At 38.2% G+C, this 21,913-nt stretch carries 20 protein-coding genes; 5 read left to right on the forward strand and 15 right to left on the reverse strand.

The window, feature by feature from the left end; all coding sequences use genetic code 11:
• Positions 1 to 17: 17 nt before the first annotated feature.
• Positions 18 to 488, reverse strand: coding sequence for a 30S ribosomal protein S7 (gene rpsG, locus AB3H93_RS09410; protein WP_010720461.1), 471 nt, complete (start codon positions 486 to 488; stop codon positions 18 to 20).
• Between the two features lie 91 nt (positions 489 to 579).
• Positions 580 to 993 carry a 30S ribosomal protein S12 gene (gene rpsL / locus AB3H93_RS09415; RefSeq protein WP_002294318.1) on the reverse strand — a complete coding sequence of 138 codons (414 nt, stop codon included), beginning with the start codon at positions 991 to 993 and terminating at the stop codon, positions 580 to 582.
• Between the two features lie 308 nt (positions 994 to 1,301).
• Between rpsL and rpiA the strand changes: the two genes are divergently transcribed.
• The 3 genes from rpiA (at position 1,302) to gpmA (ending at position 3,699) form a co-directional block, all read left to right on the forward strand.
• Complete coding sequence (gene rpiA / locus AB3H93_RS09420; protein WP_010736793.1) at positions 1,302 to 1,985, forward strand: ribose-5-phosphate isomerase RpiA; 684 nt, start codon at positions 1,302 to 1,304, stop codon at positions 1,983 to 1,985.
• 137 nt (positions 1,986 to 2,122) lie between these two features.
• Entirely contained in the window at positions 2,123 to 2,704 is a 582-nt protein-coding gene (locus AB3H93_RS09425; RefSeq protein WP_010720463.1) for a recombinase family protein, read from the forward strand.
• 308 nt (positions 2,705 to 3,012) lie between these two features.
• Positions 3,013 to 3,699: a 2,3-diphosphoglycerate-dependent phosphoglycerate mutase gene (gpmA, locus tag AB3H93_RS09430; protein WP_010720464.1), complete on the forward strand. Its 687-nt coding sequence runs from the start codon at positions 3,013 to 3,015 to the stop codon at positions 3,697 to 3,699.
• A 54-nt stretch (positions 3,700 to 3,753) separates the two neighbouring features.
• On the opposite strand, the gene deoD is transcribed toward gpmA, so the two are convergent.
• From deoD to AB3H93_RS09495, 13 genes are all read right to left on the reverse strand, one after another.
• On the reverse strand, positions 3,754 to 4,461 hold the full coding sequence (gene deoD, locus AB3H93_RS09435; RefSeq protein ID WP_010720465.1) for a purine-nucleoside phosphorylase: 708 nt from the start codon (positions 4,459 to 4,461) through the stop codon (positions 3,754 to 3,756).
• A gap of 21 nt (positions 4,462 to 4,482) precedes the next feature.
• On the reverse strand, positions 4,483 to 5,301 hold the full coding sequence (locus AB3H93_RS09440) for a purine-nucleoside phosphorylase (protein ID WP_010736792.1): 819 nt from the start codon (positions 5,299 to 5,301) through the stop codon (positions 4,483 to 4,485).
• A 211-nt stretch (positions 5,302 to 5,512) separates the two neighbouring features.
• Positions 5,513 to 6,679, reverse strand: coding sequence for a phosphopentomutase (deoB, locus tag AB3H93_RS09445; protein ID WP_368020477.1), 1,167 nt, complete (start codon positions 6,677 to 6,679; stop codon positions 5,513 to 5,515).
• 97 nt (positions 6,680 to 6,776) lie between these two features.
• Complete coding sequence (locus AB3H93_RS09450; protein ID WP_010720468.1) at positions 6,777 to 7,733, reverse strand: ABC transporter permease; 957 nt, start codon at positions 7,731 to 7,733, stop codon at positions 6,777 to 6,779.
• Entirely contained in the window at positions 7,733 to 8,866 is a 1,134-nt protein-coding gene (locus tag AB3H93_RS09455; RefSeq protein WP_010720469.1) for an ABC transporter permease, read from the reverse strand. Before AB3H93_RS09455 ends, AB3H93_RS09450 begins: the two co-directional genes overlap by 1 nt.
• Entirely contained in the window at positions 8,859 to 10,421 is a 1,563-nt protein-coding gene (locus AB3H93_RS09460) for an ABC transporter ATP-binding protein (RefSeq protein WP_010720470.1), read from the reverse strand. The genes AB3H93_RS09455 and AB3H93_RS09460 overlap by 8 nt, the downstream gene beginning before the upstream one ends.
• Positions 10,422 to 10,923: 502 nt before the next feature.
• On the reverse strand, positions 10,924 to 12,006 hold the full coding sequence (locus AB3H93_RS09465) for a BMP family protein (protein ID WP_010720471.1): 1,083 nt from the start codon (positions 12,004 to 12,006) through the stop codon (positions 10,924 to 10,926).
• Positions 12,007 to 12,079: 73 nt separating this feature from the next.
• On the reverse strand, positions 12,080 to 12,478 hold the full coding sequence (locus tag AB3H93_RS09470; protein WP_010720472.1) for a cytidine deaminase: 399 nt from the start codon (positions 12,476 to 12,478) through the stop codon (positions 12,080 to 12,082).
• 17 nt (positions 12,479 to 12,495) lie between these two features.
• A complete protein-coding gene (gene deoC, locus AB3H93_RS09475) occupies positions 12,496 to 13,158 on the reverse strand; it encodes a deoxyribose-phosphate aldolase (RefSeq protein ID WP_010720473.1) in 663 nt (220 codons plus the stop codon).
• A gap of 14 nt (positions 13,159 to 13,172) precedes the next feature.
• The gene (locus AB3H93_RS09480; RefSeq protein ID WP_034697695.1) at positions 13,173 to 14,474 is read right to left on the reverse strand and encodes a pyrimidine-nucleoside phosphorylase; all 1,302 of its coding nucleotides are present in this window, start codon (positions 14,472 to 14,474) and stop codon (positions 13,173 to 13,175) included.
• 140 nt (positions 14,475 to 14,614) lie between these two features.
• Positions 14,615 to 15,631 carry a LacI family DNA-binding transcriptional regulator gene (locus tag AB3H93_RS09485; RefSeq protein ID WP_368020478.1) on the reverse strand — a complete coding sequence of 339 codons (1,017 nt, stop codon included), beginning with the start codon at positions 15,629 to 15,631 and terminating at the stop codon, positions 14,615 to 14,617.
• Positions 15,632 to 15,799: 168 nt separating this feature from the next.
• Positions 15,800 to 18,121, reverse strand: coding sequence for a hypothetical protein (locus AB3H93_RS09490; protein ID WP_368020479.1), 2,322 nt, complete (start codon positions 18,119 to 18,121; stop codon positions 15,800 to 15,802).
• Between the two features lie 353 nt (positions 18,122 to 18,474).
• Entirely contained in the window at positions 18,475 to 19,080 is a 606-nt protein-coding gene (locus AB3H93_RS09495; RefSeq protein WP_368020480.1) for a class I SAM-dependent methyltransferase, read from the reverse strand.
• A gap of 265 nt (positions 19,081 to 19,345) precedes the next feature.
• Between AB3H93_RS09495 and coaA the strand changes: the two genes are divergently transcribed.
• On the forward strand, positions 19,346 to 20,269 hold the full coding sequence (gene coaA / locus AB3H93_RS09500; protein WP_010720479.1) for a type I pantothenate kinase: 924 nt from the start codon (positions 19,346 to 19,348) through the stop codon (positions 20,267 to 20,269).
• Positions 20,270 to 20,328: 59 nt separating this feature from the next.
• Positions 20,329 to 21,894 (forward strand): glutamine-hydrolyzing GMP synthase, encoded by a 1,566-nt coding sequence (gene guaA, locus AB3H93_RS09505; protein WP_010720480.1) that lies wholly within the window; start codon positions 20,329 to 20,331, stop codon positions 21,892 to 21,894.
• Positions 21,895 to 21,913 lie beyond the last annotated feature (19 nt).

Here is a 21,913-nt window from a genome sequence, read left to right on the forward strand (position 1 = left end):
AACAGGCAGAGAGGATCTTACCAACGATAATGAGCAAATGCACGGTTGGCATCAGCCATTTTATGAGTGTCTTCACGTTTTTTAACAGAAGCACCAGTGTTGTTTGCAGCATCCATGATTTCTTTTGCTAAGCGTTCTTCCATTGTGTGTTCACCGCGCAAGCGAGCGTAGTTTACTACCCAACGAAGAGCTAAAGTTGTACGACGTTCAGGGCGAACTTCAACTGGTACTTGATAGTTTGAACCCCCAACACGACGTGCTTTAACTTCAAGAACAGGCATAACATTTTTCATAGCTTGTTCAAACACTTCTAATGGATCATTACCTGTAGATTCTTTAATCAAATCAAAGGCGTTATAAATAATACTAGCTGCAACACCGCGTTTTCCGTCAACCATTACACGGTTGATCAAGCGAGTTACTAATTTTGAGTTATAAATAGGATCTGGTAAAACATCACGTTTTGCAACAGGACCTTTACGTGGCATCCGTAACTCCTCCTTCCGAAATATTCTTCATAGTAATTGCCTTACTCTCTTAACATAGTAAGAACAAGTTTCATTTGTTTAATAATTAAAATTAAGCTTTAGGTTTTTTAGTACCGTATTTAGAACGGCTTTGTTTACGGTCGTTTACACCAGCTGTATCAAGTGCACCACGAACGATATGGTAACGTACCCCTGGTAAGTCTTTTACACGTCCACCACGTAGTAATACTACGCTATGTTCTTGTAAGTTGTGACCAATCCCTGGGATATAAGCAGTAACTTCAATTAAGTTTGACAAACGAACACGAGCATATTTACGTAAAGCTGAGTTCGGTTTTTTAGGTGTCATTGTACCCACACGTGTTGCTACCCCACGTTTTTGAGGAGAGTTCACGTTTGTTTGAGTTTTCTTAAAGCTGTTATATCCTTTGTTCAAAGCAGGTGAATTAGATTTTTCCACCTTTGATTTACGAGGTTTACGTACTAATTGGTTAATTGTAGGCATTCCTTGTTTCCTCCTTCCCACGATTCGCGTCTAGTTCCACACATCCAGGTGGTTCTTTTTTTGCGATAAAAAATAAATGCAATTCTGCATCTTTATCAAATATGCTTTGATAAACAGTCAGCACGTCTCTTTACCAGAGACCTGTAGATAAAGCACCTTGGTTAGGATATCATGAATAAAGTACTCTGTCAACCAGTGTTATGTATTTTTTTTAGCCATTTGAAATTAAAAAAAGGACGCTATCTTTTTCCAATCATTCAATATAAAATAGCTATGAATAGAGACGAAAGAAAAGGTGGGAACAACAGATGAATTTGAAACAAGCAGCTGGAATTGAAGCAGCTAAATTTGTGAAGGACGGAATGATCGTTGGTTTGGGTACCGGTTCTACAGCCTATTATATGGTAGAAGAAATTGGTAGAAGAATGCGTGAAGAAGGATTAAACATCACTGGTGTCACTACATCGAATGCCACTAAAGAACAAGCAGAAAAATTAGGTATCCCTCTTAAGAGTATTGATGAAGTACCCGTAGTTGATCTCACGATCGATGGTGCTGATGAAATCAGTAAAGCATTTCAAGGAATTAAAGGTGGTGGCGCAGCATTACTTTTTGAAAAAATTGTTGCTACGTATTCAAAACAAGTCATTTGGATCGTTGATGAATCAAAATTAGTGGAGCAACTTGGGCAGTTCCCTCTTCCAGTAGAAGTGATTCCTTATGGCGCTCAACAATTGATGCGGATCTTTGATGAGAAAGGTTACCAACCTGTTTTACGTCAAACCGAAACAGGTCAGATAGTCAAAACAGACAGTGGTCATTACATTATTGACTTACATTTAGAAGTGATCAATGACCCTGAAGCTTTAGCAACGTACCTTGACCAACTGGTTGGTGTCGTTGAACATGGACTGTTTTTAAATATGGTTTCAAAAGTCGTCGTCGGCTCCGCACAAGGCGTATCAATTATCGACTCACCTCATCAAAAATAACAACCCTGATATTAGTTATAAAAATTAGCAAAAATAGTTCATTTTAAAAACATAAAAAAACTATCTTTTCAATGGACTTTATGCTACATTTTTACTGTTATCTATAGACAGAAAATCATTGCTAGAAAGGAATCACCATGAAGATTATTGGTTATGCACGCACAACCATAAATGATGTTGATCTTACAACACAAGTGGAGCAACTCTCTAATTTTGGTTGTCAGGAGATTTTTCACGAGACATACAAGTCTAAAGATGCGGTGTCTAATAATATTTGTTTAGAAAAAGTAATCAAGGAAATGCGACAAGGCGATACTTTAGTTATCTGTCAACTTCATCGTCTAGGGAAGTCTACTCGTCAGCTAACAGAACTCACACAATTATTCAAAGATCGTGGCTTACACCTAGTTAGTATCCAAGAAGAGATCGATACGCGTACACCGATGGGGAAAATCTATTTTCAACTAATGGAAGGATTAGCCATTATGGAGTGCTCTTTAATCAAGGAACGGACACTTGTCGGGTTAGATGAAGCACGTAAAAAAGGTAAAATCGGGGGTCGTCCAAAAATCGATCCAAAAACAATTAAAAAAATTCGTCGGCTTTATTATGAAAAAAAAGAAACGATCCAATTAATTTCTACTAAATGTGGTGTATCAGTCGGAACCTGTTATAAATATATCAATCTTCCAGAAAAAGAGATTCAGCAATTATCTTAAACGACTACCTACATCTTGATATTCTTTCATTTAAAAATGGATTGGCGCAACAAACGCAGACTGTCTGCTAAAGACGAATCAACTGTATATAATGAATAGGTAGGTGGATCAATGTCAAAGCAGTCATTGACCCACCTACCTCTGTTTATCTGTCACTGTAAGAATTATTTTTGTTTTTTTATCTGTCTATCTTCTGATTTTCCCTTTCATTAACTTCATTTTTCAATGGAAATCTAGTCAAAAAAATTGTACAATAAAGCAGAACTGAAATTTTCAGAAATATAACCTATTTTAAAGGAGAGCTAAACATGCCAAAATTAGTTTTTTCTCGTCATGGTCTTAGTGAATGGAATGCATTAAACCAATTTACTGGTTGGGCTGACGTAAACTTAGCACCAGAAGGAATCGAAGAAGCCAAAGAAGGCGGACGCAAAATCAAAGAAGCTGGAATTGAATTTGATGTTGCTTACACTTCAGTTTTAACTCGTGCCATCAAAACATGTAATTTGATTTTAGAACACTCAGATCAACTTTGGGTTCCTCAAATCAAATCATGGCGCTTAAACGAACGTCATTATGGTAAATTACAAGGATTGAACAAAAAAGAAACAGCTGAAAAATATGGAGATGACCAAGTACACATTTGGCGTCGTTCATACGACACTCTTCCTCCATTGATGGACGAAAGTGACGAAGGTTCTGCTGCAAACGATCGTCGTTATGCAATGTTAGACAAACGCGATATTCCTGGTGGCGAAAACTTGAAAGTTACTTTAGAACGTGCTTTACCATTCTGGCAAGACGAAATTGCTCCAGCTTTACTAGACAACAAAACTGTTTTAGTAGCTGCACATGGTAACTCTCTACGTGCTTTAGCAAAACACATCGAAGGAATTTCTGATGAAGATATCATGGATCTTGAAATTCCAACTGGTCAACCACTTGTTTATGAATTAAACGATGACTTGACAGTTGCTAAAAAATACTATTTATAATAAATAAAAAAAGTGGGCAAGCGATTCAATTGAATCACTCGCTCACTTCTTTTATTAATCTGCGATTGCTGTTTCTAATCCGACTTCGATCATTTCGTTAAATGTCGTTTGCCGTTCTTCTGCAGTTGTTTCTTCTCCGGTAAGCAAATGGTCACTCACTGTCATGATTGCTAATGTTTGGACATGATATTTTGCTCCTAAATAGTATAAAGCAGCTGCTTCCATTTCCACACCTAGCACACCTAATTCAGCTAATTTAAACGTTTCTGTTGAATCATCTTTATAAAATGAATCTTCCGAGAGAACATTCCCTACATGTGTGGTAAATCCTTTGTCTTTTGAAATTTCATACGCCTTCAACAATAAATTAAAATCACTGATCGGCGGAAAATGAAAGGCTTGGAAATTTTTCTCGATCATCGAAGAACTAGTAGCTGCTCCTTGAGCTAAAACAAGATCACGAACATGGACATCTTTAGATAATGCACCACATGTACCCACTCGTATCAATTTTTTCACACCGTATGAATGAATCAATTCATGGGCATAGATCGTCGCTGACGGCATCCCCATCCCCGTTCCTTGTACCGAAACACGTTCGCCTTTGTAGGTTCCAGTAAAACCTAACATCCCACGAACTTGGTTGTAACATACTGGATCTTCTAAAAATGTTTCAGCAATATATTTTGCTCGTAAAGGATCGCCTGGAAGTAGTATTTTATCAGCGATCTCTCCTTGTTTTGCTTCAATGTGTACGCTCATCTGACACTCTCCTTGATTCAGTTATAGTAATACTAATACTTCTTTAATCAATGCCTTAAATGATTGTTTGACACGTTGCGTTGTTTCCACCACTTCTTCATGGTTAAGGTTCGCTTGCATGCCTGCTGCTAAATTAGTGATACATGAAATGCCGAGAACTTTCAATCCGCTATGTGCTGCAACGATCACTTCTGGCACAGTGGACATTCCGACTGCATCTGCTCCCATCGTACGTGACATCCGAATCTCTGCAGGTGTTTCGTATGTTGGTCCAGAATAGCCCATATATACCCCTTCTTTAAGAGTCAAATCTAATTGGCTCGCAGCCTCTTTGGCTACTTCACGGTAAGTTAAGGTATACGCCTCGCTCATATCAGGGAAGCGTGGACCGATCTCATCTTCGTTAGGACCAATCAATGGGTTTTGACCTGTGAAGTTGATATGATCAGTAATCAACATCAAATCGCCAGGAACAAATGATTCATTTACCCCACCACTTGCATTCGTGACAATCACCGAATGAGCCTTTAATGCTGCCATTACCCGCACAGGATAAGTGACAGTTTGCATTGAATGACCTTCATAAAAATGGAATCGTCCTTGCATTGCCAGAACTTTTTTACCAGACAAGGTACCATAGACTAATTGACCAGCATGGCCGACAACTGTTGATGTTGGGAAAAATGGGATTTGGTCATAAGGAATCACGATTGCTTCCTCGATTTCTTCCGCTAACTCTCCTAAACCTGAACCTAAGATCAAACCAAAATCAATTTCTTTTACGCCCTTTTCTAGAATAAATTGAGTCGTTTCTTGTAACATTTCGCTTAATTGGGTCATTTACTTTCTCCTATTAACTATTTTTTTCTACAGAAGTCAAGAAGTTAGAAGCCCTGTCGTTCGACTAGCTAAAAAAACAGGTATACCTGATTAACAAGGCTTTTCACCTCTTGATTGATACTGTTAAAGCAAGATGGCTCTTTGAACAAAATGATTGACCTATCTTAGTTACGCTTTTTCAGGTCAAATTTTCAAACGCGGTCTGTCATTCCTATTTCAAAAGTTTTAAGAAACTTTCGCCGTTTTCGGTAGCAGGAACATCGAAGTTTTCAGCAATCGTTGCTGCGATATCTGAATAGTAGCCTTGTGGCAAGCTTCCTTGTCCTTGCATTTTTTTGCTGAAAACTAATAATGGTACATATTCACGTGTATGATCTGTTCCAGGGAATGTTGGATCGTTTCCATGATCAGCAGTAATCATCAGTAAGTCGTCCTCTGCCATTGCCTCTAATATTTCGGGAATACGTAAATCAAAATCTTCAATTGCGTGGGCATAACCTACAACATCCCGACGATGTCCAAATAATGCATCAAAATCAACTAAATTAGTAAAACTGATCCCTGTAAACTCTTTTTTCATCACATTTAATAATTGGTCAACGCCATCCATATTGCTTTTCGTACGGACGAACTCTGTAATTCCTTGACCGTTGAAGATATCGTTGATTTTTCCAACAGCGATAACGTCGTTTCCTGCTTCTTTTAATGAATCTAAAACCGTATGCCCGAATGGATCCAATGCGTAATCATGTCGGTTGCTCGTACGAGTAAAATTACCAGGTTCTCCAACGTAAGGTCGCGCAATAATTCGACCAATCATGTATGGGTCGTCTTTAGTAATGTCACGAACGAACTGACAAATCCGATAAAGTTCTTCTAAAGGAATAATTTCTTCATGCGCAGCAATTTGTAGAACTGGATCTGCGGACGTATAGACGATCAAATCACCAGTTTTCATTTGATGTTCACCATAGTCATCTATAACAGCGGTTCCACTATATGGTTGATTGCAAACAATTTTGCGTCCTGAGAAGTCTTCGATTTGTTTGAGTAATTCATCAGGGAAACCGTTAGGAAATACTCGAAATGGTGTCTTGATGTTCAGACCCATGATTTCCCAGTGACCGGTCATTGTATCTTTTCCTACAGATACTTCCTCCAATTTAGTGGCATAGCCTTGGTGGTTTTTAACCGCTTCGACACCTTCTAATGGGCGAATCGTTCCTAATCCTAACTGTTCTAAATGAGGAATTGTCAAACCAGCTTCTTTTGCGATATGCCCTAGTGTATCTGAACCTTTATCACCAAATTTTTCAGCATCTGGCGCTTCACCGATTCCTACTGAATCCATGACAATCAAATGTACGCGTTTAAACATGATTATTCCTTCTTTCTTTTTTATTATTGCTATTAAATCAAAAAGGGCGAGTCGAAAAAACATTTCCCGTAACCCACCCTTTTTATTCACTAAAAGTTTATTTTGATTTTATATAATTTTTACCGTTTGCTTTAGGTCCAGATGCTTTTCCTAAGAACGCTACTAACACAATAACGGTTAATAGGTAAGGTGCAATCTGCAGCAATACTGGCGGTATCGAAGAAATCACTGGTAATTGAGCCCCGATGATACTTAAACTTTGCGCAAAGCCAAAGAATAAAGAAGCGCCCATTGCCCCTAGTGGATTCCATTTACCGAAGATCATAGCAGCCATTGAGATAAACCCTTGACCTACGATCGTTCCGGCAGAGAAATTCCCTGAAATCGATTGAGCGAATACTGCGCCACCCATTCCGCCAAGTAAACCAGAGATCAATACCCCAGAATAACGCATCGCGTAAACATTGATTCCCAATGTATCCGCTGCTTGAGGATTTTCACCCACTGAGCGTAAGCGAAGTCCAAACTTTGTCTTAAAGATAATAAACCAAGCAAGAATCGCAATTAAAATGGCACAATAAGCTGGTAAAAATGTATTTTTAAAGAAAATTGGTCCAATCACAGGGATTTTTGATAATCCAGGAAATGAGAAATATCCTAAGTTAACTGAAATATTATCAGTTTGTCCTTTTCCATACCATGTTTTGATCAAAAATACACCCAAAGCTGGTGCCATCAAGTTGATAACTGTCCCGCTGATGATATGGTCTGCACGTAAACTAACAGTTGCTACTGCATGTAATAAAGAGAATAACACACCAACTATCCCACCGACTAAAATAGCGATCCATGGTGTCATGTCTCCTAAGGTAGGACTCATGGTTAGATTAAATACTACCGCACTGAAAGCACCCATAACCATGATGCCTTCTAAACCTACATTGACAATCCCACTTCGTTCAGAAAAAGTTCCACCTAAAGATGTAAGAATTAATGGTGTTGAATAAACCAACGTTGAAGTGAGGATTAAAGCAATTAACTCAGTTGTTGACATTATAATTCTCCTCCTTCTTGACTCTGATTTGTTGGTTTCGATTCAACAGTCTCCACGATCGCTTCTTGTTTTTTACCTTGGAAGAATTTCGCCATAATGAAACGAATCAAGAAGTTGATCCCAACAAAGAAAATAATCAATGCAATCGATACATTTACGATTTCAAATGGTATACCGGCACCTGTTTGCATCCCCAAACCACCGATTTTCAAGATACTGAACAAGAGTGCTGAAAGTAAAATTCCAATCGCTGAACCAGAACCTAACAGTGACACAGCCATTCCGTCAAATCCGATGGCTAATGAAGTTGTTTGGACGAAAAAGTTTTGATACGTTCCTAATCCTTCGACTACTCCACCAAGTCCTGCTAAAGCGCCTGAAATCATCATGGAAAAGACGATCGTACGTTTACTACTCATTCCAGCATACTCAGAAGCAAAAGGATTTAGACCTACCGAACGAATTTCAAAGCCTAACGTCGTTTTCTTCATCAATAGCCAAACAACAACCAGTGCAATCAATGCTAAAAACAAACCAGCATTTACACGAGAACCGCCAAACATTTGTGTCAGCCAAGGTAATCTAAGAGAAGCATTTTGCCCAATCAAATTTGAAGAATCTAAGCTTGAACGATACGTATCCGGCATGATGTCATGTAAAGCAAAAGTACTTAAATAAAGTAAAATATAGTTCATCATAATAGTGACGATTACTTCACTTGTACCGAAAAAGGCTCTTAACACCCCTGGAATAGCCGCAGCCAAGGCTCCTGCCAAAGCACCTAAAATCACACAAGTCGGTAATAAAATGACTTTTGGCAGATCAGGAAAGGCAAGTGCTACCCACACACTAACGATCCAACCACAGAGTGCTTGTCCCGAAAGCCCGATATTGAAGAATCCTGCTGAGTTTGCAACAGAAAAACCTAATGCAGTAAAAATCAACGGTGTTGCTTGCCGTAATGTTTCACCAATACTTCTTTGAGAACCAAGGGACGCATTTAACATTGAAGAGTAACCTTGGCCTGGGTTATAACCAAAAGCTGCCATCAAGATAGCACCTAAAACTAAACCTAGAATTACCGAAAAAATAGGAACTAGGAGATTACGTATCTTTTCATTGCGATCATTCATGTGCGCCACCAACCTTTTCTAACTCTTTTCTTGCTTCTTCTAAAGAATAGCCCGCCATAAGTAATCCTAGTTCATTTTCAGAAGTTTCTTTTGGATCAACGATTCCCACGATTTTTCCTTCGTGGAGTACCGCAATACGATCAGAAACATTCAAAATTTCTTCTAATTCAAAACTAATCAATAAGACCGCTTTGTATTTGTCTCTTTGTTCAATCAAACGTTTATGAATAAACTCGATTGCTCCAACATCTAGCCCACGTGTCGGATTAGCAACGATCAACAAGTCAGGATCACGATCGATTTCCCGAGCGATGATTGCTTTTTGTTGATTCCCACCTGATAATGCTTTCGCTGGCACAAGTTCATTCGTTGTTCGAACATCATACTCTTCGATTAATTCTCGTGCATGTTCATTGATCAACGAATAATTCAATAAGCCATTTCTACTGTAAGGTTTTTGGTAATAATTTTGTAAAGCAATATTCTCCGCTAACGTCATATCCAGCACTAAGCCATACTTATGACGGTCTTCGGGCACATGTCCTACACCAGCCTCCGTAATTTTTCTTGGCTTTTTATTCGTGATATCTTCATCTTTTAAGCGAATTGTTCCACTTTCTGCTTTACGTAAACCGGTTAACGCCTGGATCAATTCTGACTGCCCGTTACCATCAATACCAGCAATTCCTAAAACTTCTCCTGCTCGTACTTCTAAACTTAGGTCTTTGACTGCGTCCAATCCTCGGTTTTCTTTAACCACTAGATTTTCAATCGATAACACAACTTCTTGAGGCTGACTTTCTTTCTTCATTGTCTTAAATGAAACCGTACGCCCAACCATCATATCTGCCAATTGTTGTGAAGAGACATCTTTTACATTTACTGTACCAATCCCTTTACCACGACGGATAACTGTACAACGATCTGCTACAGCTTTAATCTCATCTAACTTATGGGTGATCAAAATGATCGATTTTCCTTCTTTGACCAACTCTTTCATGATTACAATCAGTTCGTCAATCTCTTGTGGCGTTAATACTGCTGTAGGTTCGTCAAAAATCAAGACATCTGCCCCACGATAAAGTGTTTTTAAGATTTCTACCCGTTGTTCCATTCCAACAGAGATATCTCGGACATACGCATCAGGATTGACCGATAAACCATATTGTTCAGAAAGCTTTTGGATTTCTTCACGTGCTTGGCGACGATCAAGTACCCCTGCTCGACTTGGCTCACTTCCCAAAACAATATTTTCAGTAACAGTAAATGCATCCACAAGCATAAAGTGCTGATGGACCATTCCGATACCTAGCTGGTTCGCTTTTGTCGGACTTGTAATTTTCACTTCTTTCCCATGCATCAGTATTTCACCTGATGTTGGCTCTAAAAGGCCTGAGAGCACATTCATCAAGGTTGATTTTCCGGCACCATTTTCCCCAAGTAAAGCGTGGATCTCTCCTGCTTTCACTTGCAAGTTGATGTTGTCATTTGCTTTGAACGTACCAAACTGTTTGGTGATATTCCGCATTTCGATGACAATATTTTCTTGAACCACAATTTTTCACATCCTAACGATTTCTATCTAGGCAACGATTAACAAAGATTTTTCATAAAATCTCAAATTGAAGCAAAAACTTCAGGGGATTATTCCCTTATCAAGAGGCTGTGAAAAGAGCGTTTTGACCTGAGCATTAAGGAAGAAAATCTCGAAACAGCTTTTCATGTTTTGAGATTTTTTGACTTAATGCCGAAGATCAGCTCTTTGAACGCCGTTTAGCAAGAGGCTGTGAAAGAAGCGTTTAGCTCCGAGCAAATAAGAGAGGATTTTTTAAAATAGCTTCTCATATTTTTAAAAAACATCGCTTATTGTTGAGGAGCTGCTTCTTGAACGCCGTTTAGCAAGAGGCTGTGAGCAGCATGTTCTACTTCAAGAATTAAGAACAAAAAAACGAAAATAGCTTTTCAGCAACATCTTGATAAAGAAACAATCGTTAGTTATTTACTAAACCATAGCCTTGTCAAACAATTGTCCAACAAGGCTATAGAAATTCGTTTGATTATTTTTCAGGAGTTTCTGGTACTTTGATATCTCCTGAGATGATTTTTTCTTTTGCTTCATTCACAGCTTTTTCTGCTTTTTCTGAAAGTTGACCTTTTGTGATACCAACACCGTCTTCTTTCAATCCGTAAACGGTATGTTCTCCACCAGGGAAATCACCGTCAGCTGATTTTTGAGCTAAGTCTTCAACAACAGTTCCTACACCTTTTAGAGTTGATGTCAAAGTAAAGTTTTTCTTTTCACCGTTTAAAGTGTATTCGCCTTCGTCCGATTGGTCACGGTCAACCCCGATAACCCAAACTTTTTTGTCGCCTGATTCGTTTAATGATTTCGCTTCTTGGAATACACCGTTACCAGTACCACCAGATGCGTGGAAAATGATATCTGCATTTTGTGCATACATTCCTTGAGCAATTGAACGTCCTTTATCTGGCGCTGAGAAGTCTCCTGCATATTGATTCAAGACTTTAATTTCTTTGTTTAATGCTTTTGCACCAGCATCTACACCAGCTTTGAATCCTGCGTCAAAACGATCGATTACTTCACCTTTTACTCCACCAATGAAACCAACAGTGTTTGTTTCAGTTGTGTAAGCTGCGGCAATCCCAGCAAGATAAGAAGCTTCGTTATCTTTAAATGTTGCTGAAACCACGTTGTCTTTGCCGTCGATAACGTCATCAATAATAGCAAAGTTTGTTTCAGGATTTGATGCAGCTTGCTCTTCAATAGCTGGTTTCAATTTATAACCAATACCAAAGATTGTTTTAAAACCTGCATTCAAAGCTTGGTCAATATTAGGGATATAATCTGATTCATTTGCTGATTGGAAATATTGGAACCCATCATTTCCACGTGATAGATCATGATCTTTCCCCCAAGCTTGTAGTCCTTCCCAAGCTGACTGGTTGAATGAACGGTCATCAACACCGCCCGTATCTGTGATCAATGCTGCAGTTGCTGTTTTTGAACCGCTGTTTCCACCGGTTGAATCAGTTGAATCTGATCCGCTGCCACATGCGCCCAATAATAACCCAGCAGATAACGCTACAGCACTTAAACCAAATAATTTTGCTTTTTTCATTTCTGTAAAGCCCCCTAAAATAATTGTTTTATTTTTCAACAGTCAGCTGACTGAATGAACATGAGTGATAATTCTATAGATCTTTTTCTGTAAAGGCGTAAGGTAATAGTTCTTTAACCGTCATTGCCTTAGTCACACCGTTATCCCCTACTAAAGTTACCGGCATGTCTGGTACACAAAACTCAGCCATTACTTGACGACAAGCACCACAAGGAGAAATTGGCTCTGGCGTATGACCAGCCACTACTAAATGAGTAAACTCTTTTTCTCCTTCAGAAACAGCTTTGAAAAAAGCCGTGCGCTCCGCACAATTGGTTAAACCAAACGAGGCATTTTCGATGTTGACTCCTTGATACGTTTTTCCAGATTCAGTGACTAAACATGCACCTACTGGAAAATGTGAATATGGTACATATGCTTTATCCAATGCTTCTACTGCAATGTTGATCCATTCTTGCTTCACTTCTGTCATAAGCTTCCCCTTACTACTTAATAGCCTTCGCCAGTAGATCCTGACATAATCGAAACTCCTGCACTGGTGCCAATTCTTGTCGCACCAGCTTCAATCATTGCCAAAGCTTCAGCTTCGTTATGGATACCACCAGATGCTTTCACACCCATTTCAGGTCCAACAGTTTCACGCATTAAACGAACATCTTCGACTTTTGCTCCGCCAGTTGAAAATCCTGTAGAAGTTTTAACAAAGTCTGCCCCAGCAGCTTTTGCCAGCTCACAAGCTTTTACAATTTCCTCATGATTTAATAAAGCTGTTTCGATGATGACTTTGACTAAAGCACGATCTTTGGCCGCTGCAACCACTGCTTCAATATCTTTTTGGACTTTATCAAACTGTTGAGACTTCATTGCCCCAATATTGATGACCATATCCACTTCATCTGCGCCATTTTCAATCGCATTTGTAGTTTCAAAAGCCTTAGTTTCAGCAGTATTAGCTCCTAAAGGAAAGCCAATTACTGTACATACTGCCACTGGTTCGCCTTTTAATTGTTCTTTTGCTAGTGCGACCCATGTTGGGTTGATACAAACAGAATAGAAATGGTATTTCTTTGCTTCTTCAATAATTCGCATAACGTCTTCTTGAGAAGCATCTGCTTTTAAGATGGTGTGATCGATCATTCGGTTCAATTCCATTTTTTTCTCTCCTTTTATTCGGTGATGATATCATGTATCAATGTAGGCTTTTCAGCCGAGTCACTAATTTGGATATTTTGATAGAGCAATTCTTGAACAGAAGAAATCTCTTTTGTATTACTGTAGATTGTCAACAATGATTCTCCCTCTTTTACAGGATCACCAATTTTTTTATTTAATTTAAGACCAACTGCGTGATCAATATCATCTTCTTTAGTTTTGCGTCCTGCACCTAACATCATAGCTGCAATCCCCAACTCATTCGCAACGAGTTTTGAGACAATACCACTCGATTTGGCTGGCAACTCAACAACATACTTAGCTGTCAGTAATCGTTCTGGTTGGTCTACGATAGAGTCATCTCCACCTTGATTACGGATCATTTCCTTAAATTTGTCTAAGGCTTTGCCAGATTCTAGTGCTTCTTGCAGTAAACTTCTAGCTTCTTCGATTGTTGCTGCTTGATTGGCTAAGACCACCATCTGACTCCCTAATGCATAACACATTTCCAGCAAGTCTTCTGGTCCATTGCCGTTTAACGTTTCAATTGCTTCCACAACTTCAAGACTATTACCAATTGCTTCACCAAGAGGTTCAGACATATCAGAAATTACGGCTACTGTCTGACGATGAGCTAATTTTCCAATACTAGTCATTGTTTTTGCTAAACGTCTAGCATCTTCAATATTCTTCATAAAGGCGCCGTCACCTGTCGTCACGTCTAAAACGATCGCATCTGCTCCTGCGGCAATTTTCTTACTCATGATCGAACTGGCAATCAAAGGAATCGAATCCACTGTCGCAGTCACATCCCGCAAAGCATAAAGTTTTTTATCTGCTGGTGCAAGATTTCCTGATTGTCCAATAACAGCCACTTTACTCTCATTGACAATTCGGATAAACGCTTCATCAGAAAGCTCGATTTGAAATCCAGGAATTGCTTCTAGTTTATCCAGCGTACCACCTGTATACCCCAAACCTCTACCAGACATTTTGGCAACTGTAACACCCACACTTGCGACTAAAGGTGCTAAGATCAACGTTGTCGTATCTCCCACACCACCTGTAGAGTGTTTATCCACTTTGATCCCATCTAAAGGACTTAAATCAATGACATCTCCTGAGTGGGCAATGGCAAGTGTTAAATCCGTGATTTCTCTATCGGTCATATCTTGATAAAAGATCGCCATCAACAATGCGCTGATTTGATAATCTGGAATTTCACCATTCGTGTATTTTGTAATAATATACTCGATTTCTTTTGTCGATAATTCATTTCCGTCTCGCTTTTTTTCAATCAGATCCACCATTCGCATTGCTTGATCCTCCTCGTCTTCATTCGGTATTATACAGGAATTTTCCAAAAGGTAAACCACTTTAGTAAACCAGTTTACTAAGAATACAAAGAGCTACTCACCGCCTTTGTAAACACTTACATAAGCAATATAACGCTGAGTTATCCCTTTGTCAATGTTTTTATGCTCTCACGAATAATTAATTTTGTTTCAAAGACTTTGTTCGGAACTTTGCGTTGTGGGAACTCGATCGTGTCGATCAAAAATCTTGCGGCATAAAATCCAATATCAGAACTTGGCTGTTTCACTGTTGTCAATTGAGGGATCATATACTCGGATAACTTCAACCCATCGAAACCAATAACTGAAATATCATCGGGGATTTTTTTGCCTAATTCATCAATCGCTTGGTAACAACCAATCGCCATTGCATCATTTCCACAAAAAATTGCTGTAAGATCTTTGTGCTTTAAGAGCCGTTTAGACGCCTCGTATCCACCTTGGACCGTCAACTCCCCTTGTTCTACATACTTTCCATTTAAAGGGATTCCATGATCCTTTAGTGCATGACGATACCCGTTGAACCGTTCTTCTAACTGGTAATAGCCTGTTGTTTCTTTGAGCATACCGATTTTGGTATGACCGTTCTTAATAAACAAAGAAACTGCTTGATAAGCCCCCTCATACTCTTTTACGATCAACCGACCATTATCTCTGGTATTCAATCCACGATCAATCAAAATAATCGGCATATTTTTATAAAAACCACTATCTAAAGAATAGTCATCTGGCAAAACATTGGGCGTAGCCAATAAGATTCCATCCACTGAGCGATGAGCCAATTCTTTTAAATACTTGATTTCATTTTCTTGACTATGACGAGAGTTGCAAAGCATGATCACATACCCCAGTGGATTCAAGTAACTCTCGACCCCTTCAATCAATTTAGAAAAGAAGAAGTCAGTGACATCTGGCACGATCATACCAATCGTTTTAGAATGACGATTGATCACATTCGAGGCAAAGTAATCTGGTTTATAATGGTGCTCGTTAACAATATTCAGGACTTTTTTTCGTGTTTTATCACTAAAGCGGCTCCCTTTATTATTTAAAATTTGTGATACAGTGGTGACTGAAACACCTGCCATTTCTGCAATGTCTCGGATCGTTAGTTTCACTTCTTCTCCTCCTTTATGATGTAAATTCTTTTTTAGTTTACCAAAAGCATATAAAAAAGAATAGATAGAAAAAAATAAGAAAAAATCTTTTATTCACTAATAAAAATAAATAACTTGGAAAGTGCCAATTTCCTAAACTGACTTCTTAAAAACTTCTGCAACTGCCGATCATCTGTCATTGTTCTTCTCTTTCATAGGAGTTTTTTCATTGGCTTGAGTAACTAGCGATTGATCTTTTCTATTATTGATTGCACTAGTTACTTTCTCACTCAAAGAAGACTTCTGACTTTGGGTTACTAAATTATCAGCAGCTATATGTTCAGAATCCCGTTTTTCAATCGCTCCTACCATTCCATCTACCTGCTTGAGAAGTATTTTTTTCTCATCATGAGCTATCTCCTGATCGTTTAAGATTTCATTATGGAGTTCTAGAATCTTTTCTCGAACAGATGAAAAAAGTTGAAGCTCTTTTTGATAACCTGCCGTTCGATCCGTGGCAATCATCGTTGTTAGCTGTTCAAGGAAAGGTTTTTTATTTTCAATAGGAATCTTTGGATCTTGCCTTACTTGTTGCCTAAGATTTAAAAAGTTTAAATCATGTTTATCGACTGCCTGAAAATAGTCTGCCGTATTTCCTTTCATAAGAAGCTCTCCGATATCCATAGCTAGCCTCTGCTCTTCATTCTCTTGCAAATCTTTTTTAGTCAGCGTAGCTTGTTGACTGCCTTTTTCTTGTTCATCCTTGGGAACAGAAATCTTCCCCCCATCCCCTATCAGTTGTTTCTCCTGGCTCTCAGATCTATTTATAGCATCAAAGAGTCCTGTTCTTATCTTTAGAATTTTTTGTAACTTTTGTTCGTATTTAATCATGCGATGATCAATTTGTTGCTCCTTCTTCGTCTTTTGAGAAATCTCTTGTTGGTATCCTAGTTGTATATTTTGAACGTGAGACTTTAAAACAAGAGCAACAAGTGTGGAATCTTGCCGATTTTCTCCACCAACTCGTTGATTTTTTGCTGTTGGTTCCTTTAACTCAGATAAAACGATTACTTTCAAATGTGGAGGGATTCGTTCCTCTTGATTGATTCTTTTAATCATTTCCTCTTCCCATTTATTTTCACTTATAAACTTTTGGCACTCTTTGATATCACTTTGAGCAGTTACATGTTCCTTTTGTTTTTCATTACTATTCGTGACTTTTTCTATTTGTTCAAAAAGCGGCTGATAGGTTTTATCCGTTGCCACTCGTTCTTTTAGTACTTCTAACAGTTGCTTTCTAATGAAAAATTCCTGTTTGATAACTGATATTTTTTTGATGTTGTTCTTTTTCGCTTCATCTGAGGGATTAATTTCAGAAATGAGAGCTTTTTTTATTTCTTCTGAATACTCTTTGCTTTGTTTGATGCTAGCTATCACTTCTCGGGTCAATTGTTTGTCACTCATCAGTGCTTTATATGTATCTAGTTTTTCTTGAGCCACTTGTTTTCTCACTAATTCTTCGGTCAACACATTCTTTGTTAGCCAATCCAAATTTGACTCATCTTTGATTCGTTTGAGCAAGTCAATTCGCTCTTGTGGGACATCTTTTTTGAACATCTTATGTAAATCCTTATTTTTTTCACTTAGATCCGCGACTGCTTCTTCAAACAGTATAGCTTGACTATTAAATTTGGCGATACGTGCATCTAAATCGTTATGAAGTGCCTGTTTTTCTTCTGGAGTCAATCCATCTTGATGATCAATTTGTTCTTTCACATGTTTTACTTTAGAATAATCTGCCACACTTCTAATACTAACAAACTCCCAATAGACTGTTTTATTTCTCTGTGAAAGCTTGTCAAGCGTTGCCGCAGGACGATTTTGAATTTCTTGATTTAAGTTGTCTCGTCGCTGATCGTTGGGAATCGTATGGGTTAGAAATTCTTTTACCAGTTGTTCCCTCTCTGAGCGAGAAAAATCAAGTAGTTCAAACAGCAGCATGTTTCCAACAAATAGGACATCGTTGTTTTTTTGAGAATGGTAGCCTTTTTTGATCTGAGCAAATTTCTTTGGCTTTTTTTGGTAAAGCTTAATCATAGGCTTGTCGTTCATGATTTGAGTGAACCCGTTCTTAGCATCTCGATTCTTAAGTAAGAAATCAAATTTTTCTTGATCTTTCCATATCAATAGATTTTTATACTTAGACACCAGCGTGGGACGATACTGATGCAAACCATGATGTACTAATCCATCTAAGAGATCTAAAAGTTCATTTGTTAAAGCAACATGTTGATCATCTGGCTGAACTTCACTTTTTTCTCTTTTGCTATTTAATTTTTCTCTTTTCGTTTTATTGTTCTGGACGATCCCCTTCGCCTTTTCTTCCCATGCTTTAAATGTTGTAGCCATTTCGACATGGTCTTTTTCTAAGTACCTTAATACGTTTTCCTGATTATACATGGGTAATTCTAAAATAGATTTAGTATCTACTATCATTCTGGTTTGTGTCATCTTTTTATTCTCCTTTCAAGTCACTCAAATTTTTCAATACCATGCTAGTTTTGTTTTCTAAAAAAGGAAGAAACGTTATTCAATTATTAGCTCCTTGAAATACGCCACTTTTCAATAGGAAAAAGTTCCACTAGTTAGCGAAGTGTCTCACTCCTTTCATCAACTTTTTTACGATCTCCATATTCCCATGACCTAGAGTATCTATCGCCTGTTTTTTAATAGAAAGAAAGGGACAAAAATAAACCGAAGGACCCGCAAATAGTTACTTCTATTTTAGGATTCTTCGGTTGCTTTTAGAGTGTGTTATTTTGTCATAGCTTTTTATTTAGTCTCAAACACCCACAATCAAACAGTTATTCTTTGATACTTTTGATGATATAGTACCCTTTCTCTTTATGGACGATTTCAGCATTCCCAAAGGTCTCTGCCATTTTGCTTTTTGCACTAGGAGCCCCTTGTTTTTTTTGAATGACAATGGTTAGTGTTCCACCCGATTTTAACCTTGGATATGCTTCGGTTAAAATTTCGTGTACCACTTTTTTACCGGCACGAATTGGCGGATTGCTGACGATTGCTGCATAAGTTTCTTCATGAACTACTTCATAGATATTCGATTGATGAATATCCACCTGTTTGATCCCATTGCGGTTCGCATTTCCTTGAGCTAATTCTACTGCCCGAGAGTTAATATCGACCATCTCAACAAATCGCTGACTAGCAAAAGCGATCGCCAAGCCGATCGGACCATAGCCACAACCAACATCCAAAATTTTGCCATCAGCTGGCAGCTCTTCCCAATTAAAGGTATCAATTAACACTCGTGAACCAAAGTCGACTGTTTCACGTGAAAATACTCCTGAATCTGTTACAAATTGGAAGTTTTTTCCTTTTAATTCAAATGACCATTGTTCAAAGTCATGTTCTGTCGTTGGCTCTTGCGAATAATAATGATTCGTCATATCGTTCATCCTTTTTATATTGTTTCTTGTTTCTTAGTCTATCCTTTTATCAATTGGCATGCAATGTCTATTTTTCCTAGTTTAAATAAATAGTTGATCAGAAACACGAACAGAATGAATTTTGATATGTCATCCTTTTTATTTATTCAGTTAACAGTTATTCACTTAAAAATAAGAGACTTATAACCATTCTCGTTTAGTGGTGGGGTTTAGCCGTGTTTTATGTTAAAATGATTCCATTGATGGGAGAATGCAGGAGGCTATTATGAATGATCCAATGAACTACTACCGTGTGGCAAGAGAAGAATGGCGTGAATTTTATCGTAATGGACAAGCACCTTTGACCCAAGACGAGCTAGATAACATCAAAAGTTTAAATGACCGTATTTCAATGCAAGATGTTCGAGATATCTATGTTCCTCTTGCTCATTTGATTTATCTATATATGAAAGAATTTGAATCTCTTTCGTTAAGTAAAGGTCTATTTCTTCATAAATATGTCGAAGTACCGCCATTTATTATTGGAATTGCTGGGAGTGTTGCCGTTGGAAAAAGCACAACAGCTCGCCTGTTACAAACGATCTTATCACGTACATTTAAACGCAGGAATGTTCAGTTGATTACAACTGATGGTTTTTTATATCCTAATGAAACGTTAAAAGAACGAGGGATCATGAATCGTAAAGGATTCCCAGAAAGTTATGATATGGAGATGTTGATCGATTTTCTTAATCGAGTAAAATCCGGTCAGGAAGAAATAAAAGTACCTGTTTATTCACATGACATTTACAATATCATTCCTGGCGAATATGAATTGATCCAACAACCTGATATTCTGATTGTTGAAGGAATCAACACGCTACAACTGCCTGCTAATCAACAAATCTATGTCAGTGATTTTTTTGATTTTTCTGTTTATGTTGATGCTGATTCATCATTAATTGAAAAATGGTATTTAGATCGATTCGGTGCCTTACTCGACACCGCTTTTCAAAATCCACAAAATTATTACTATCAATTTGCTATTGGCGATCGTGACGATGCATTTAAAATGGCGCAAGAAGTATGGAAAAATGTGAATTTGAAAAATTTAAACGAATATATCTTGCCTACTCGTGGCAGAGCAGATATAATTCTCCATAAAACTGAAAATCATATTATTGATTCGATTTTCATGCGAAAATATTAGCATTTTAAAATAGTTTATTCTATTTTGAGATAAAATTTAAAGGGATAGGGGTAATAAATGTGACAAACGTTGCCGACATGACAAACGTTGAAAAGATTATCGTATTAGACTACGGTAGCCAGTATAACCAATTGATTACACGACGCATCCGTGATTTAGGAGTTTTTTCTGAATTATTGAGCCATCGGGTTTCTGCTGAAGAAGTAAAAGCAATGAATCCAAAAGGAATCATTCTTTCCGGTGGTCCTAACAGTGTGTATGATGAAAATGCTTTTGGAATCGATCCAGAAATCTTTAACTTAGGGATTCCTGTATTGGGTATTTGCTACGGTATGCAATTGATTACGTATAAGCTAGGTGGGAAAGTTGAACCAGCTAAAAACCGTGAATACGGAAAAGCTCAGTTAGAAGTAACCAGTGACGATGCAGTATTGTTCAATGACACACCTAAACAACAAACCGTTTGGATGAGCCACGGGGACTTAGTAACCCAAGTTCCTGAAGGATTTGAAATCGTTGGTACAAGTAAAGACTGCCCGATCGCATCCATCCAAGACACAAAACGTAATTTCTATGGTATCCAATTCCATGCAGAAGTTCGTCATTCTGAATACGGAATCGAATTACTCCGTCATTTTGCTTTTGATGTTTGTCATTGTGAAGGAAACTGGACAATGAATAACTTCATCGATATGCAAATCGAAAAAATTCGTGAACAAGTTGGCGATAAAAAAGTATTGCTTGGACTTTCTGGCGGCGTGGATTCTAGTGTCGTTGGCGTTCTTTTACAAAAAGCAATCGGTGATCAGCTAACTTCCATCTTTGTTGACCATGGTTTATTACGTAAAGGCGAAGCAGACCAAGTAATGGAAAGCTTAGGCGGGAAATTTGGTCTAAATATTATCAAAGTGGATGCAAGAAAACGTTTCTTAGACAAGTTAGCCGGCGTTTCTGATCCTGAGCAAAAACGTAAAATTATTGGTAATGAATTTGTGTATGTTTTTGATGATGAAGCAACAAAATTAGCGGGAGAAGAAGGAATTGCTTTCTTAGCCCAAGGAACACTTTATACTGATGTGATCGAAAGTGGAACGGAAACTGCTCAAACGATCAAATCTCACCATAACGTGGGTGGACTACCAGAAGACATGCAATTCCAATTGATCGAACCTTTGAACACATTATTCAAAGATGAAGTCCGTGAATTAGGAACACAACTAGGAATGCCAGATTCAATCGTTTGGCGTCAACCTTTCCCAGGTCCTGGTCTAGGTATCCGTGTCTTGGGTGAAATCAGTGAAGAAAAACTAGAAATCGTCCGTGAATCAGATGCGATCTTACGTGAAGAAATCGCAGCAGCTGGCTTAGACCGTGACATTTGGCAATATTTCACTGTTCTACCAGGAATCCGCTCTGTCGGTGTAATGGGCGATGGCCGTACTTACGACTATACAGTAGGTATCCGTGCAGTCACTTCTATTGATGGGATGACAGCAGACTTTGCCCGTATCCCATGGGATGTTTTACAAAAAATCTCTGTCCGCATCGTAAACGAAGTCGCTCACGTCAACCGTATCGTGTACGACATCACTTCTAAACCACCTGCAACTGTGGAGTGGGAATAATCAAGCGACACTTAATACA

Source organism: Enterococcus sp. C74, from assembly GCF_040887125.1.
Classification (GTDB): Bacteria; Bacillota; Bacilli; order Lactobacillales; family Enterococcaceae; genus Enterococcus_B; species Enterococcus_B hirae.

Excerpts from the sequence above, each read along its gene's own strand:
- AB3H93_RS09440 (WP_010736792.1), bottom strand. The coding sequence starts at position 5,301 with ATGACCCAATTAAGCGAAATGTTACAAGAAACGACTCAATTTATTCTA.
- rpsG (WP_010720461.1), bottom strand. The coding sequence starts at position 488 with ATGCCACGTAAAGGTCCTGTTGCAAAACGTGATGTTTTACCAGATCCT.
- deoD (WP_010720465.1), bottom strand. The coding sequence starts at position 4,461 with ATGAGCGTACACATTGAAGCAAAACAAGGAGAGATCGCTGATAAAATA.
- AB3H93_RS09450 (WP_010720468.1), bottom strand. The coding sequence starts at position 7,733 with ATGTCAACAACTGAGTTAATTGCTTTAATCCTCACTTCAACGTTGGTT.
- AB3H93_RS09425 (WP_010720463.1), top strand. The coding sequence starts at position 2,123 with ATGAAGATTATTGGTTATGCACGCACAACCATAAATGATGTTGATCTT.
- deoB (WP_368020477.1), bottom strand. The coding sequence starts at position 6,679 with ATGTTTAAACGCGTACATTTGATTGTCATGGATTCAGTAGGAATCGGT.
- rpsL (WP_002294318.1), bottom strand. The coding sequence starts at position 993 with ATGCCTACAATTAACCAATTAGTACGTAAACCTCGTAAATCAAAGGTG.
- AB3H93_RS09455 (WP_010720469.1), bottom strand. The coding sequence starts at position 8,866 with ATGAATGATCGCAATGAAAAGATACGTAATCTCCTAGTTCCTATTTTT.
- coaA (WP_010720479.1), top strand. The coding sequence starts at position 19,346 with ATGAATGATCCAATGAACTACTACCGTGTGGCAAGAGAAGAATGGCGT.
- AB3H93_RS09490 (WP_368020479.1), bottom strand. The coding sequence starts at position 18,121 with ATGACACAAACCAGAATGATAGTAGATACTAAATCTATTTTAGAATTA.
- AB3H93_RS09465 (WP_010720471.1), bottom strand. The coding sequence starts at position 12,006 with ATGAAAAAAGCAAAATTATTTGGTTTAAGTGCTGTAGCGTTATCTGCT.
- rpiA (WP_010736793.1), top strand. The coding sequence starts at position 1,302 with ATGAATTTGAAACAAGCAGCTGGAATTGAAGCAGCTAAATTTGTGAAG.
- AB3H93_RS09480 (WP_034697695.1), bottom strand. The coding sequence starts at position 14,474 with ATGCGAATGGTGGATCTGATTGAAAAAAAGCGAGACGGAAATGAATTA.
- AB3H93_RS09470 (WP_010720472.1), bottom strand. The coding sequence starts at position 12,478 with ATGACAGAAGTGAAGCAAGAATGGATCAACATTGCAGTAGAAGCATTG.
- gpmA (WP_010720464.1), top strand. The coding sequence starts at position 3,013 with ATGCCAAAATTAGTTTTTTCTCGTCATGGTCTTAGTGAATGGAATGCA.
- AB3H93_RS09495 (WP_368020480.1), bottom strand. The coding sequence starts at position 19,080 with ATGACGAATCATTATTATTCGCAAGAGCCAACGACAGAACATGACTTT.
- deoC (WP_010720473.1), bottom strand. The coding sequence starts at position 13,158 with ATGGAATTGAACCGAATGATCGATCACACCATCTTAAAAGCAGATGCT.